The sequence below is a fragment of the Kitasatospora xanthocidica genome, assembly GCF_014656195.1.
In the GTDB taxonomy this organism is placed as follows: domain Bacteria; phylum Actinomycetota; class Actinomycetes; order Streptomycetales; family Streptomycetaceae; genus Kitasatospora; species Kitasatospora xanthocidica.
Window position 1 is genome coordinate 1 of the sequence record NZ_BNBY01000057.1, and the last position, 13,380, is coordinate 13,380.

Genomic DNA, 13,380 nt, shown 5'->3' on the forward strand with positions numbered 1-13,380 from the left:
CCACGCCGCGTCCGTCAACTCACCTCGACCTGCCACGAGATCAATTATCAGACAGGCCTTAGGGCGCGAAGCTCCGCGGGCACGGCGAGGCCCGGGCACGGCGGGGCCCGGGCACACGGCGGGGCCCGGGCACCGCCCTCAGAAGGTGTGCACGGCGCCGCCCCGGCGGGATGCCCTGAGCACGTCGAGGAGCCGGGCGACCTCGGCGGCGACGGCCGAGCGTCCGGCTCCGAGGTAGCGGCGGGTGTCGACGAGGCGCGGGTCGCCGGTGAGCGCCTCGCGCACGGCGGTGGTGAGGACCTGGTTGAGGTGGGTGGCGATGTTGACCTTGGTCATGCCGGCCTCCACGGCGGCGGTGAGGTCCTCGTCGGCGACGCCGGAGGAGCCGTGCAGGACCAGCGGGACGGGAACGGCGGCCCGCAGGGAGCCGATCAGCTCGAAGTCGAGTGCCGCGTCGCGGGTGAGCATGGCGTGTGAGGTGCCGACGGCGACGGCGAGGGCGTCGACCCCCGTCGCGGCGGTGAAGGCGGCCGCCTCGGCCGGGTCGGTGCGGGCGCCGGGGGCGTGCACGCCGTCCTTGCCGCCGACCTCGCCGAGTTCGGCCTCCACCCACACCCCGGCCTCGTGGCAGTGGGCGACGACCTCGGCGGTGGTCCGGACGTTCTCCGCGTAGGGGAGCACGGAGGCGTCGAACATGACCGAGGAGAAGCCCAGTTCGACGGCCTGGTGGACCAGCTCCGCGGAGGTGGCGTGGTCCAGGTGGACGGCGACCGGCACCCGGGCGGACTCGGCGACGGCGAGGACCGCGGCGCCGATCGGGCCGAGTCCGCCGTGGTAGCGGACGGCGTTCTCGCTGAGCTGGAGGATCACCGGTGCCCCGGCGGCCTCGGCGCCCGCGACGATGGCCTGGGCGTGTTCGAGCTGGATGACGTTGAACGCGCCGACGCCGCGTCCGTCCTTGCTGGCGGCGGTGACGATCCGCCCGGTGCCGGTCAGGGGCATGGGGATTCTCCAGTGCGTGCGGGGAGGTGCTCGGCGGCCACGTGGCCGAGCAGACGGCGGTGGACGGCGGGGTCGAAGTCGCCGGCCAGGGGCGCGGCGACGGCGGCGGCGGACAGGGCCACGGCCCGGGTGAGCCGCTCGGGCCACGGTGTTCCGGCGACCAGGCCCAGGGCGAGGGCGGCGACCGCCGCGTCACCGGCGCCGGTGGGGTTGCCGGCGATCGCCTCGGGCGGGCGGGCGGCCCAACTGCCCTGCGGCGTGCAGGCGATGAGTCCGGCCGGACCGAGGGAGGCGACCACGGCCCGGGCGCCCGCCGCGCGCAGCGTCTCGGCACCCGCGCGGGGATCGTCGGTGCCGCTGACCGCGGCGAGCTCGTGGGCGTTGGGCTTGACGACGGCGGGTGCCTCGGCGAGGGCGGCGCGCAGGGCTTCGCCGTCGGCGTCGAGGAGGGCGGGCACACGGCGGGCACGGGCCAGACGGATCAGGACGGCGTAGGCATCGGTGGGGATGCCACCGGGGAGGCTGCCGGAGAGCACGACGGCCTCGGCCCGGGTGACCAGTTCGTCGTACCGGTCGAGGAAGAGCGCCCATTCGGCCGCGGTGACCACCGGCCCGGGTTCCAGCAGGACGGTGGTGTCGCCCTGTTCCTCGTCCACGACGGCCACCGTCCGGCGGCTCTCGCCCGCGATCGGGACCAGTCGATCGGCGATCCCGGCCCCGGCGAGTTCCGCTCGCAGGGCCGCGCCGGTCGGTCCGCCGACCAGGCCGGTGACGACGGTGTCGTGGCCGAGGGTGTGCAGGACCCGGGAGACGTTGACGCCCTTGCCGCCGGCCCGCGCTGCCGTCTCACGCACCCGGTTGCTCGCGTGCGGGCGGAGCCGGTCGAGCCGGTAGGTGACGTCGAGCGCGGCGTTCAGCGTGACGGTCAGGATCATCCGTCGACCCCGTACCCGGTCTGACGACGTATCGGGTGGCTCCGCCGAGCCCTGGTCGCGGGCTTCCGGGCCGCGTCGAGGTCCTGGGCGAGCAGGGCGGCCCCGAGGCATCCGGCCTGGTGCCCGAGTTCCGCCGGGACGATCGGCGGCGCCGTCCGGAAGGTCGAGCGTTCGGCCAGGGCGGCCCGCAGCGGGTCGAAGTACGGGGCTCCGGCGCGGGCCAGGCCGCCTCCGACGACGATGCGCTCGGGGTCGAGGAGGGTGACGGCGGCGCTCAGGCCGTCGGCGAGTGCGTCGACGGCCTCGCGCCACACCGCGGCCGCGACGGCGTCACCGGATTCGGCGCGCCGTCGGACGTCCTCGGCGCTGACGCCGACCGCCCCGGTGGCGGCGCCGTAGCGGCGGGCGATGGCCGAGGCCGAGGCGACGGTCTCCAGGCAGCCGCGGCCGCCGCAGGGGCACCGCTCCCCTCCGGGCCGCACCGTGAGGTGGCCGAGCTCTCCGGCGCTGCCCCGGCCGGTCAGGACCTCTCCGTCGAGCACGATCGCCGAGGCGATGCCGGTGCCGACCGGGACGAACAGGAAGGAGCCACAGCCCCGGCCCGCTCCGAGCCGGGCTTCGGCCAGCCCGCCGGCGCGGACGTCGTGGCCGAAGGCGACCGGGAGTTCCAGCGCCTCCTCCAGCCAGTCGCGCACGGGCACCTGCCGCCAGCCGAGGTTGGCGGCGAACACGGACGTTCCCGACGCCTCGTCGACGATGCCCGGCACCGCGATGCCCGCCGCCGTCGGCGCGTACCGCCCGGCCAGGTCGACGGCGCAGGCCAGGACGGTGTCAAGGACGGCGTCCGGACCGCGTTCGGCGCGGGTGAGCCGGCGCTCGCCGTGGATCAGGGAGCCGTCCTCGGCCAGCACGCCCGCCTTGATCTGGGTGCCGCCGACGTCGAGTGCGATGACCGTCATGTCACACCGCCGTTCGTGCCGTCTCCTAGCCCGGTCACGATGCGGTCAGGATGATCGAGCGGGTCAGGTTGCGCGGCCGGTCGGGGTCCAGGCCGCGGGCGGTGGCGAGGTCCACGGCGAGGCGCTGGGCGCGGACCAGGTCGGCCAGCGGGTCCAGCGGCGAGACCGAGGCGGCGGCTCCGGTCGCGAGGACCTGCTCCAGCAGCCCCGCCGGCGGCTCGCCGAAGAACCACACGACGCCGCCGGGCCCGCTGACGCTGATCGGGCCGTGCCGGTACTCCATCGCCGGGTAGGACTCGGTCCAACTGCCGGAGGCCTCACGGAGCTTGAGCGCGGCCTCGTTGGCCAGGCCGACCGTCCAGCCGGTGCCGAGGAAGGTGAACTGCCGCGCCTCGGTGGCGCCTTCGGGCAGCGGGTCGAGCAGGGCACGCTCGGCCTGCTCGGGCAGATCGGCCGGGACGGCCCCGAGGTGGGCGCGCAGCAGGACGAGGGCCGTGGTGGCGAAGCGGGTCTGCACGACGGACTTCTCGTCGGCGAACCCCAGGTCGACCACCGTGGTGGCGGCGGCGCTGATCGGTGTGGCCGGGGCGCCGGTGAGGGCCGTCGTCGGGGTGCCGGCGGCCCGGGTGAGCGCGGCGAGCACCTCGGTCGTGGTGCCGGAGCGGCTGATCGCCAGGACCCGGTCGTAGCCGCGGTCGACGGGGAACTCGGAGGCGGCGAAGGCGTCGGTCTCCCCCAGGGCCGCACCCTCGCGCAGCGCGGCGTAGGCCTGGGCGATGTACAGCGACGTTCCGCAGCCCAGCACGGCCACGCGCTCACCGGGCTCGGGCAGTCCGGGCGGGGCGAGTTCCAGCGCACGGCGCCAGCACTGCGGCTGGCTGGCGATCTCGTCGGCGACGTGGGTCACGGTGTCCTCCTGCAAGGGGGGTTGAAGGCGTTCGCGGCGGTTCGCGCGGTTCGCGCGGTTCGCGGCGGCCCGCAGCACGCAAATGATTGAAGCTGATTCGTTTATAGTCCTTGCGCGCAAGATTGCGCAAGAACGCGCAGAAATCCCGCCCTTCGTGACCGCCGGAGAACGGAAGGTCACGAAGGGCGGGCAGGGAAGGCCGGTCAGGCCGGGAGGGCCGGGCAGGCCGGTCGGCCCGAGGTCAAGCCCCGGGCGGGGCGCTGAACGGAGCGGCCCAGGTCTGGTTGGTCTGGATCGCGTCGGGAGCGGCGCCGCAGCCGTAGAGGTCGACCGGGGTTCCGTTGGTCGTCGTCGTGCCGGCGTGGACGTCGAGGCACTGGGTGGTGCCGGCGAGCTTGAGGTTGCCGTCCCGGTTGTACGTCCAGCTCTGGTAGCCGGGCGCCGAGCCGCAGGGAGCGACCCCGACCCACTGGCCCGACTGGCCGTTGATGACACCGGTGGAGGCGGAACTCCGCGCGGTCAGGCAGAGGTTGGAGGTGCCGGTCTGGAGGAGCCGGATCGAACCGTCGGCGTTCAGCTGCCACTGCTGGTTGGAGCCGCCGGAACAGGGGTAGACGTCGACGGCGGTGTCGACCGTACGGGACTGGTAGTTGTCCAGGCAGAGCGAGGCCTTGCCCCAGTTGTTGCGCGAGACGGTGATCTGGCCGCGCGGGGTGAAGCCGCCGCCGCTCGGCGGGGTGATCCTGAGCATCGCGCTGTCGTGCGAACCGACGGTGAGCGCGACGGTGCCGGCCGAGCTGCTGGTGCTGTGCGCCCACAGGTCACGGACGGTGAAGCCGCCGCCCGCCGGGGCGAAGCCGATGGCGTTCAGGTCGAGCGTGTAGTTCGCGGCGGAGGCACCCTTGTTGAGCACCACCACGGCCCGGCTGCCGTCCGCGAGCGGCTTGACCACGACGTCGATGCCGCTGCTCACCGCGGGTGTGCCGTCGGCGTTGGCGCCGCCACCCGAGACGCGGTAACCGCCGGCGCCCAGCGGGTCCTGGTCGACGGCGATGACCTCGTTGTTGCCGAGGATCGCGACGGAGGCCTTCAGGTGGTCGGCCTCGGCCGGGTGCGCGGCGAGGTAGGCCGGTTCGAACTTGCGGGCGTCCGTGGAGATCACCAGCGGCGCGGCGAGCGCCGAGAACAGCGACATCTGGCTGCGCTCCTCGGCGGTGGTCATGCCGTTGTCGCCGATCAGCAGCATGTCGGCGTCGTTCCAGTTGCCGGGGCCCTGGTAGCGGCTGAGCTCCAGGGTGGAGTCGAAGCTCTGGTACGCGCCGAAGTTGTACGAGGACTGGACGCCCAGCGGCTGGTTCCACGGATCGGTGGCGCCGTTGTCCCGGTCGTTGAAGATGTCCGGGCCGACCCGCCACAGCTGGCCGAGCGGGCGCACCCAGTTCATCGCGGCGAACTTGCCCGGGCCGTTGGTCAGACCGGCCGGGGCGGAGATGTTGAACGTGACGTTCGGCGTCGGCCTGCCGCCGTTGACGGCGTTGGTGACGGCGGTGTCCAGCGCGTTCGACATCCGGGTGTCGAGGGTCCGGATCGGCTCCGCGGTACCGCAGTTGTCGTACTTGAGCGTGTCGACGCCCCAGCTGACGAAGGAGTCGGCGTCGGCTTGCTCGTGGTACTCGCTGCCGTTGGCGAGGTTGGGCGAGGTCGGGGCGACGGTCGAGCAGGTGTGGGTGCCGGAGGTCTCGTAGATGCCGAACCTGGCGCCCAGGCTGTGCAGGTAGTCGCCGTAGGCAGTCAGCTCGTAGTCGAAACCGGGCTGCTTGGTGGTGTCGCGGACGTCGGTCCGGGAGCCCCAGTTGAGCCCGCCGTGCAGGTAGCCGGAGCTGTTGCGGTACATCCAGCAGTCGTCGACGGTGACGGTCTGGTAGCCGGCCGCGATCAGGCCGGCGTCCGACAGGCCCTTGGCGTTGTCCTCCATGTACTGCTGGAAGGAGTAGCCGCTCTGCGGGGAGCCGTCGAGCGGGGCCTGCGGCCGGCACTCGGTACGGGCCCAGTTGTTGAAGCCCATCGGCGGGGTGGCGGCGATCGGCCCGTTCGGCGAGGCGACGGACGAGTGGTTGGCGGCCGCCTGGTTCACGCCGTCGTTCGCCCGGGCCGCGGGAGCCGTGAGGACGGAACCGGTGACGGCCAGCGCGGCGCTGAGCAGCAGGGGCGCGGCCCGGTTCAGGATGCGTTTGGTCATGGTGGGGTCTCTTCCGCATCTGATTGAATCTGATCTGATCACCGATTGATCAAGCATCTTCAATCACGTGCGGCACAGCTTCGTGCGCACCGGCAGCGGCCGTCAAGGGTTCTGTCGGCCACCCGGCATCCCGACATCTCGACCGCAACGCTTCGATAACGCCGACTGGTCCTCGCGGACCCGAGCATGCACACTGCCACCAAGCCGACGTTCATTCATGCGCGAAGCGCTCGGTATCACTCATCAACGCGCATCAGAGAACACGCATCAGAGATCACCCGCGCCGCGCCCCACCCAGCGCCGCACCCACCAAGCCGCGCCCCACCAAGCTGTGGCGCCCAAGAAATGGCGGTACCCCTGATGAACCCGCGCTTCCTCCTCCTGTCGGCCGTCGGCGTGGCCGGCGCGCTGGCGCTGTCGGCCTGCGGCAGCGGTTCCGGCTCCTCGGCCGACGGCACCACGACGATCAGGTTCGTCGCGGCGGACTACGGCTCCAACGGACAGCACCCCACCCAGGCGTACTGGCAGGGCGTGATCTCGGCGTTCGAGCAGCAGAACCCGAAGATCAAGGTCAACCTGCAGGTGATCAACTGGAACGACCTGGACACCCAGGTCAAGACCATGGTGCAGAACGGCAACCAACCGGACGTCCTGCAGACCGGCGGCTACGCCGACTTCGCCAAGAACGGCCTGCTCTACGCCGCCCAGGACGTCCTGTCCGGCCCCACCGCGATCGACTTCATCCCGTCGATGGCCAGGACCGGTGAGCAGGACGGCACCCAGTACGGCATCCCGTTCGTCTCCAGCGCCCGGATGTTCCTGATCAACAACGCCCTGTTCAGGAAGGCCGGTCTCGACCCTGCCAAGCCCCCCAGGACCTGGGACGACGTCACCGCCGCCGCCACCGCGCTGAAGAAGGCCGGGGTGGAGATCCCGCTCGGCGTCCCGCTGGGCAAGGAGGAGGCCCAGGGCGAGTCCTTCATCTGGATGCTGGAGAACCACGGCGGCTACCAGGACGCCAACGGTCACTACGCCATCAACTCGCAGGCCAACGTCGACACCTTCACCCAGCTCAAGAGCTGGGTCGACGCGGGCCTGACCGAACAGAGCCCGGCCGCCGTCAACCGCACCGACCTCACCAAGGACTTCGCCTCCGGCAAGGTCGGCATGCTCAACGGGTTCCCCGGCCAGCTCGCCGACCTCAAGGACATGGACGTCACCTGGAGCGCGATGCCCGGCAAGGACACCGCCGGCAAGACCACCCTCGGGGTCGGGGACTGGGTGATGGCCTTCAAGAAGGGCGGCCACAAGGACCAGATCAGGGCCTTCCTCGACTTCGCCTACAGCAAGGACAACACGGTGAGGTTCGCCAAGGAGTACAACCTGCTCCCGGTCACCCAGTCCGCGCTGACCGCGCTCCAGGCCGACCCGGACGAGAAGGCCCTCCAGCCGTTCCTCCAGGTCCTGCCCACCGCCCGCTTCTACCCGCTCAGCGACCCCACCTGGCCCGCCGTCTCCGCGCAGATCAAGACCCAGATCGGCAGCGCCCTCACCGACCCCAGGAAGACCCTCGACGCCCTGCAGCAGGCCGCCCAGCAGGCCGGTCAGTAGTCCGGCCAGCAGGCCGGCCAGCAGTCCTCGCCCGTCCGACAGGAAGCGTCACACCGTGTCCAACCGCACCACCACCGTCCGGGCGGGCCGCCGGGCCCGCCCGGTCCGCCGCCGGCCCCTGTGGCAACGGCTCGGCCCACTGCCCTGGCTCGCGCCCGCCGTCCTGCTGATCCTCGCCGTGGTCGTCTGGCCCGCCGCCGAGATGGTCCGTACCTCGCTGCGGCGGATCGACACCTCCGGCACCGACCACGGCCCCGCCGGGCTGGTCAAGTACCACAAGCTGTTCGACGACCCCCGGCTCCCGGCCGTCCTCACCTGGACGGCCGTGTGGACCGTCGTCGTGGTCGGCCTGACCATGCTGGTCTCGCTCGCCATGGCGCAACTGTTCAACCAGGACTTCCCGGGACGGAAGGTCACCCGCTGGGCGCTCATCGCGCCCTGGGCCGCGTCCGTGCTGATGACGGCGATCGGCTTCCGCTGGATGCTCGACCAGGTCTCCGGCGTCCTCAACCGGTTGCTGCTCGACCTCGGCCTGATCGACCACGCCCGGGCCTTCACCGGCGACGCGGGGCACGCCAAACCCTGGCTGGTCTTCGTCGCCGTCTTCGTCTCGCTGCCGTTCACCACCTACACGCTCCTGGCCGGCCTGCAGACCGTCCCGGCCGAGGTGTACGAGGCGGCGAACGTCGACGGCGCCTCCCGCTGGCAGACCTACCGCAAGGTCACCCTGCCGCTGCTGCGCCCGGCGTTCCTGGTGGCCCTGGTGGTCAATCTGATCAACGTCTTCAACTCCTTCCCGGTGATCTGGGGCATGACCCAGGGCGGCCCCAACGCCGACACCGCCACCACCACCGTGTTCATGTACATGCTGCGCGGTTACGACGTCGCCGAGTCCGCCGCCATGTCCGTCGTCAACTTCGCCGTCGTCATCGTCATGGTGCTGCTCTTCCTCAAAGTCAGCCGCTGGAACGAGGAGGAGAACTGATGGCCACGGCCCGCCGCTTCCCCGCCCGCACCGTCCTGCTCACCGCCACCGCGTGGGCGCTGGCCGCGCTCTTCCTGCTCCCGTACCTGGAGATGGTGGTCACCGCCGGCCGCCCGGCGGACCAGCTGCGCGACGACGCCTACCTGCCCACCCACTTCGACTGGTCCTCCTTCACCGAGGTCTGGACCGACACCACGCTCGGGCAGAACCTCCAGGTCACCCTGCTCGTCGCCGCCGGGTCCACGGTGCTGGTCCTGCTGGTCGCGCTGCCGGCCGCGTACTACACCGCGCGGGTCCGGTTCCGCGGCCGCAAGGCCTTCCTGCTGCTGGTGCTCGTGACGCAGATGTTCCAGCCGACCGCACTCCAGCTCGGGCTCTACCGGGAGTTCTACACGCTGGGCCTGCTGGACACGGTCTGGGTGCTCGTGTTCGCCAACGCCGCGTTCAACCTGGCGTTCGCGATCTGGATCCTCAGCGCCTACATCGGCTCCATCCCGGTCGAGTTGGAGGAGGCCGCGCGGATCGACGGGACCGGCCGGATCGGCGCCCTGTTCCGGGTCACCCTGCCGCTCGCGCTGCCGGGCGTGGTCACCGCGGTGATCTTCACCTTCATCGCGGCCTGGAACGAGTTCGTCATGGGCCTGACCCTCACCACCTCCCCCGACCGCCAGCCCCTCACCGTCGGCATCAACAACATGATCGGCGCGTACAGCGTGCAGTGGAACTACGTGTTCGCCGCCTCGATCGTCGCCATCGTGCCCGTCGTCGTGCTCTTCGCCGTCATCGAACGGCACGTGGTCTCCGGCCTCACCGCCGGCTCGGTGAAATAGGACCACTCGCTCGCGGAGGAACGGGAGGGCGCACCTCCCGTCCCTCCGCGAGCGAGCACCAGCGACTCCGGGCACGACGCCAGGTCTTCGTACGGTCCTCCCGTTGCCTTGGGTCTTCGGTCTTCGGTCGTCGGTCTTCGGAACAGGAACGGGTGTCCCTGTGCGGCCGTGAACGGACACTTTCAAAACCAGTGGGAGCGCTCCCACTGTGAGGGATGCCCATAGACCGGTCAAGAGGCGTGAAGAGTCGAACACCTTCGGCGACAAAACCCGGTAACTCCTCTTTTCCTTGGCGGAAGTTGGCGCTACGGTCAGTGCCCACCAGTGGGAGCGATTCCGTCAGTCGACGCGCCGGGAGCGGCGCGTCCTCGCGGCAAGGACTCGCTCATGCGACACCCCCCACGTCTCACGGCGCTGCTCGGCGGCACGGTCCTCACCCTGGTGAGCGCCGTGTCCGCCGCAGCGGGTGCGGGCTCGGGCACCGCAGCACCGCCCGGTTGCTCCGTGGCCTACTCCACGGTCAACCAGTGGGACGGCGGCTTCCAGGCCTCCGTCGTCGTCACCAACAACGGTGCGCCCGCCAGTGGTTGGAGCCTCGGCTTCGACTTCACCGGCGGCCAGCACCTCACCCAGGGCTGGGGCGGCACCTGGTCCCAGTCCGGCACCAAGGTCACGGCCGCGAACGAGAGCTGGAACGGATCGCTCGGGACCGGCGAAAGCGTCACCCTCGGCCTCATCGCCTCCTGGTCCGGCGGCAACCCCGCGCCGGCCGACTTCACCCTCAACGGGCTTGCCTGCAACGGCGGTTCGACCCCCACACCTACCCCCACGACCACCCCGACCCCGACACCGACCCCGACACCGACCGGCACTCCGACCGGCACTCCGACCGGCACCCCGACCGCGACCCCGACCGGCACTCCCAGCGCCGGCGCGCCCGAGCTCAGCGTCAGCGGCAACCGGCTGACCGACCCGAGCGGCACCACCCGTCGCCTGCTCGGCGTCAACCGCTCCGGCGGCGAGTTCATGTGCGTCCAGGGCCACGGGATCTTCGACGGCCCGGTGGACGACGCGGCCGTCCAGGCCATCGCGGACTGGCGGGCCAACACCGTCCGCATCACGCTCAACGAGGAGTGCTGGCTCGGCCTGGACAACATCCTGCCCGAGTACCGGGGCGCCGCCTACGTCGACGCCGTCAAGGCCCTGGTGGCCCGCGTCCTCGCGCACGGATTGACCCCCGTGGTCGAGCTCCACTGGACGTACGGCCAGTACACCGGCCCGTCGGCGGGCTGCTCGGACGTGCACGCCTCCTGCCAGAAGCCGATGCCCGACGCCCGCTACACCCCGGCCTTCTGGACCTCGGTGGCGAACACCTTCAAGGACGACCGCCGGGTGGTCTTCGACCTGTTCAACGAGCCCTACCCGGACCGGGCCACGGCCACCACCGAACAGGCCTGGGCCTGCTGGCGCGACGGCGGCACCTGCCCGGGCATCGGCTACGAGGTGGCCGGCATGCAGGACCTGGTGGACGCCGTCCGGGCCACCGGCTCGCGCAACGTCGTGCTCGTCCCCGGGATCGCCTACTCGAACGACCTGAGCGGCTGGCTCTCCCACGCCCCCTCGGACCCGTCCGGCGAACTCGCCGCCGCCTGGCACGTGTACAACTTCAACTCCTGTGCCGGCGAGACCTGCTGGACCTCCACCCTGGCTCCGGTCGCCGCCCGTGTCCCGCTCGTGGCGGGCGAGATCGGTGAGAACACCTGCGGGCACGCGTTCGTCGACCGCGTCATGAAGTGGTCCGACGACCGCGGGCTCTCCTACCTGGGCTGGACCTGGAACACCTGGGACTGTTCCTCCGGCCCCGCCCTGATCAGCGGTTACGACGGCACTCCCACCGCGTTCGGCATCGGACTGCGCGACCACCTCCGCGCCCTGAACGGACGCTGAACGCCCACCGAGACACACCGAGGACACCGAGACACCGAAAGGGACCCCCCACACCATGAGCCGCACCACGCGCACCACGCGCGCCACCGCCCCCACCCTCACCCGACTGCGCAGCAACCGAACGGCCATGCTCGCCGCCCTCGGCCTGGTCACCGCGACCGGCGCCACCGCGACCGTCCTGGCCACCTCGGCGGGCGCCGCCACGGCCGGCTGCCGGGTCGACTACCAGGTCTCCAACCAGTGGAACACCGGCTTCGGCGCCAACGTCGCCGTCACCAACACCGGTGACCCGCTGAGCTCCTGGACCCTGGAGTGGACCTTCGCCGGCGACCAGCAGGTCACCCAGGGCTGGAACTCCACCATCACCCAGTCCGGGGCCGCCGTCACCGCGCGGAACGTCTCGTACAACGGCAGTCTGGCGACCGGCGGTTCCACCTCCTTCGGCTTCAACGCCTCGTACAGCGGCGCCAACCCCGTGCCCACCGCCTTCAAGCTCAACGGCGTGCTCTGCAACGGCTCCACCACGACGCCCACCCCCACGGACACGCCCACCGCCACCCCCACGAGCTCGCCCACGAGCACGCCCACCGCCACCCCCACGGGCACCCCCACCACCCCGCCCGGCAGCCGCGTCGACAACCCGTACGCCGGCGCGAAGGTCTACGTGAACCCCGAGTGGTCCGCGAACGCCGCCGCCGAGCCCGGCGGCAGCAAGGTCGCCAACCAGCCCACCGGCATCTGGGTCGACCGGATCGCCGCCATCGCCGGCGCCAACGGCAAGATGGGCCTGCGCGCCCACCTCGACGAGGCGCTGCGCCAGAAGGGCAGCGGCGAGCTCGTCGTCCAGCTGGTGATCTACGACCTGCCCGGGCGGGACTGCTCCGCGCTCGCCTCCAACGGCGAGCTCGGCCCGACCGAGATCGGCCGGTACAAGACCGACTTCATCGACCCGATCGCGGCGATCCTCGGCGATCCGAAGTACGCGGGGCTGCGCATCGTCACCGCGGTCGAGATCGACTCGCTGCCGAACCTGGCCACCAACACCACGCCGCGCGCCACCGCGACCCCCACGTGCGACGTGATGAAGGCCAACGGCAACTACATCACCGGCGTCGGCTACGCGCTCAAGAAGCTGGGCGCCGTCCCCAACGTGTACAACTACGTCGACGCCGGGCACCACGGCTGGCTCGGCTGGGACGACAACTTCGGCACGTCCGCGGATCTGTTCAAGCAGGCCGCGACGTCCGAGGGCTCCACCCTCGCCAACGTGCACGGCTTCATCGTCAACACCGCGAACTACAGCGCGCTCAAGGAGACCAACTTCACCATCGACGACAGCGTCAACGGCACCTCCGTCCGCCAGTCCAAGTGGGTCGACTGGAACCGGTACGTCGACGAGCTGTCCTACGCGCAGGCGATGCGGGCCAAGCTGGTCTCGATCGGCTTCGACCCCAAGCTCGGCATGCTGATCGACACCTCGCGCAACGGCTGGGGCGGCACCGCCCGGCCGTCCGGGCCCGGGCCGAAGACGAGCGTCGACGCGTACGTGGACGGCGGCCGCAACGACCGGCGGTTCCAGACCGGCAACTGGTGCAACCAGGCCGGCGCGGGCCTCGGTGAGCGGCCGCAGGCGGCCCCGGCGGCGGGCATCGACGCGTACGTCTGGATGAAGCCGCCGGGTGAGTCGGACGGGGCCAGCAAGGCGATCCCGAACAACGACGGCAAGGGCTTCGACCGGATGTGCGACCCGACGTACACCGGCAACCCGCGGAACAACAACAGCATGTCGGGTGCGCTGCCGGACGCGCCGCTGGCCGGGGAGTGGTTCTCCGCCCAGTTCCAGCAGCTGCTGAAGAACGCCTACCCGGCGCTGTAGCACCGCACGCTCCCCTGACCGTCCGGAGGCCGGCGGGCCTTCGGACGGTCAGGGGGCTTCACACGGGCGACAGTCCTCCTGAGGCCCCG

10 protein-coding genes are annotated in these 13,380 nt (G+C 71.5%); 5 read left to right on the forward strand and 5 right to left on the reverse strand.

Annotated features, from left to right (window positions below; translation table 11 throughout):
* Positions 1-138: 138 nt before the first annotated feature.
* From IE332_RS40090 to IE332_RS40110, 5 genes are all read right to left on the reverse strand, one after another.
* Positions 139-1,002: a class II fructose-bisphosphate aldolase gene (locus tag IE332_RS40090; protein ID WP_189926761.1), complete on the reverse strand. Its 864-nt coding sequence runs from the start codon at positions 1,000-1,002 to the stop codon at positions 139-141.
* On the reverse strand, positions 993-1,937 hold the full coding sequence (locus tag IE332_RS40095) for a 1-phosphofructokinase family hexose kinase (RefSeq protein WP_189926763.1): 945 nt from the start codon (positions 1,935-1,937) through the stop codon (positions 993-995). The genes IE332_RS40090 and IE332_RS40095 overlap by 10 nt, the downstream gene beginning before the upstream one ends.
* A complete protein-coding gene (locus IE332_RS40100; RefSeq protein ID WP_189926765.1) occupies positions 1,934-2,896 on the reverse strand; it encodes an ROK family protein in 963 nt (320 codons plus the stop codon). The genes IE332_RS40095 and IE332_RS40100 overlap by 4 nt, the downstream gene beginning before the upstream one ends.
* A gap of 34 nt (positions 2,897-2,930) precedes the next feature.
* Positions 2,931-3,803, reverse strand: coding sequence for an SIS domain-containing protein (locus tag IE332_RS40105; RefSeq protein WP_189926767.1), 873 nt, complete (start codon positions 3,801-3,803; stop codon positions 2,931-2,933).
* 241 nt (positions 3,804-4,044) lie between these two features.
* Positions 4,045-6,042 carry an alpha-galactosidase gene (locus tag IE332_RS40110; protein ID WP_189926769.1) on the reverse strand — a complete coding sequence of 666 codons (1,998 nt, stop codon included), beginning with the start codon at positions 6,040-6,042 and terminating at the stop codon, positions 4,045-4,047.
* 345 nt (positions 6,043-6,387) lie between these two features.
* Between IE332_RS40110 and IE332_RS40115 the strand changes: the two genes are divergently transcribed.
* The 5 genes from IE332_RS40115 (at position 6,388) to IE332_RS40135 (ending at position 13,291) form a co-directional block, all read left to right on the forward strand.
* A complete protein-coding gene (locus tag IE332_RS40115) occupies positions 6,388-7,653 on the forward strand; it encodes an extracellular solute-binding protein (protein WP_229929318.1) in 1,266 nt (421 codons plus the stop codon).
* Positions 7,654-7,708: 55 nt separating this feature from the next.
* Complete coding sequence (locus IE332_RS40120; RefSeq protein ID WP_373313966.1) at positions 7,709-8,638, forward strand: carbohydrate ABC transporter permease; 930 nt, start codon at positions 7,709-7,711, stop codon at positions 8,636-8,638.
* Positions 8,638-9,468, forward strand: a complete 831-nt coding sequence (locus tag IE332_RS40125; protein ID WP_189926770.1) for a carbohydrate ABC transporter permease — start codon at positions 8,638-8,640, stop codon at positions 9,466-9,468. Before IE332_RS40120 ends, IE332_RS40125 begins: the two co-directional genes overlap by 1 nt.
* Positions 9,469-9,855: 387 nt before the next feature.
* Positions 9,856-11,415: a cellulose binding domain-containing protein gene (locus tag IE332_RS40130; protein ID WP_189926772.1), complete on the forward strand. Its 1,560-nt coding sequence runs from the start codon at positions 9,856-9,858 to the stop codon at positions 11,413-11,415.
* Positions 11,416-11,470: 55 nt separating this feature from the next.
* Positions 11,471-13,291, forward strand: a complete 1,821-nt coding sequence (locus IE332_RS40135) for a glycoside hydrolase family 6 protein (protein WP_308437666.1) — start codon at positions 11,471-11,473, stop codon at positions 13,289-13,291.
* Positions 13,292-13,380 lie beyond the last annotated feature (89 nt).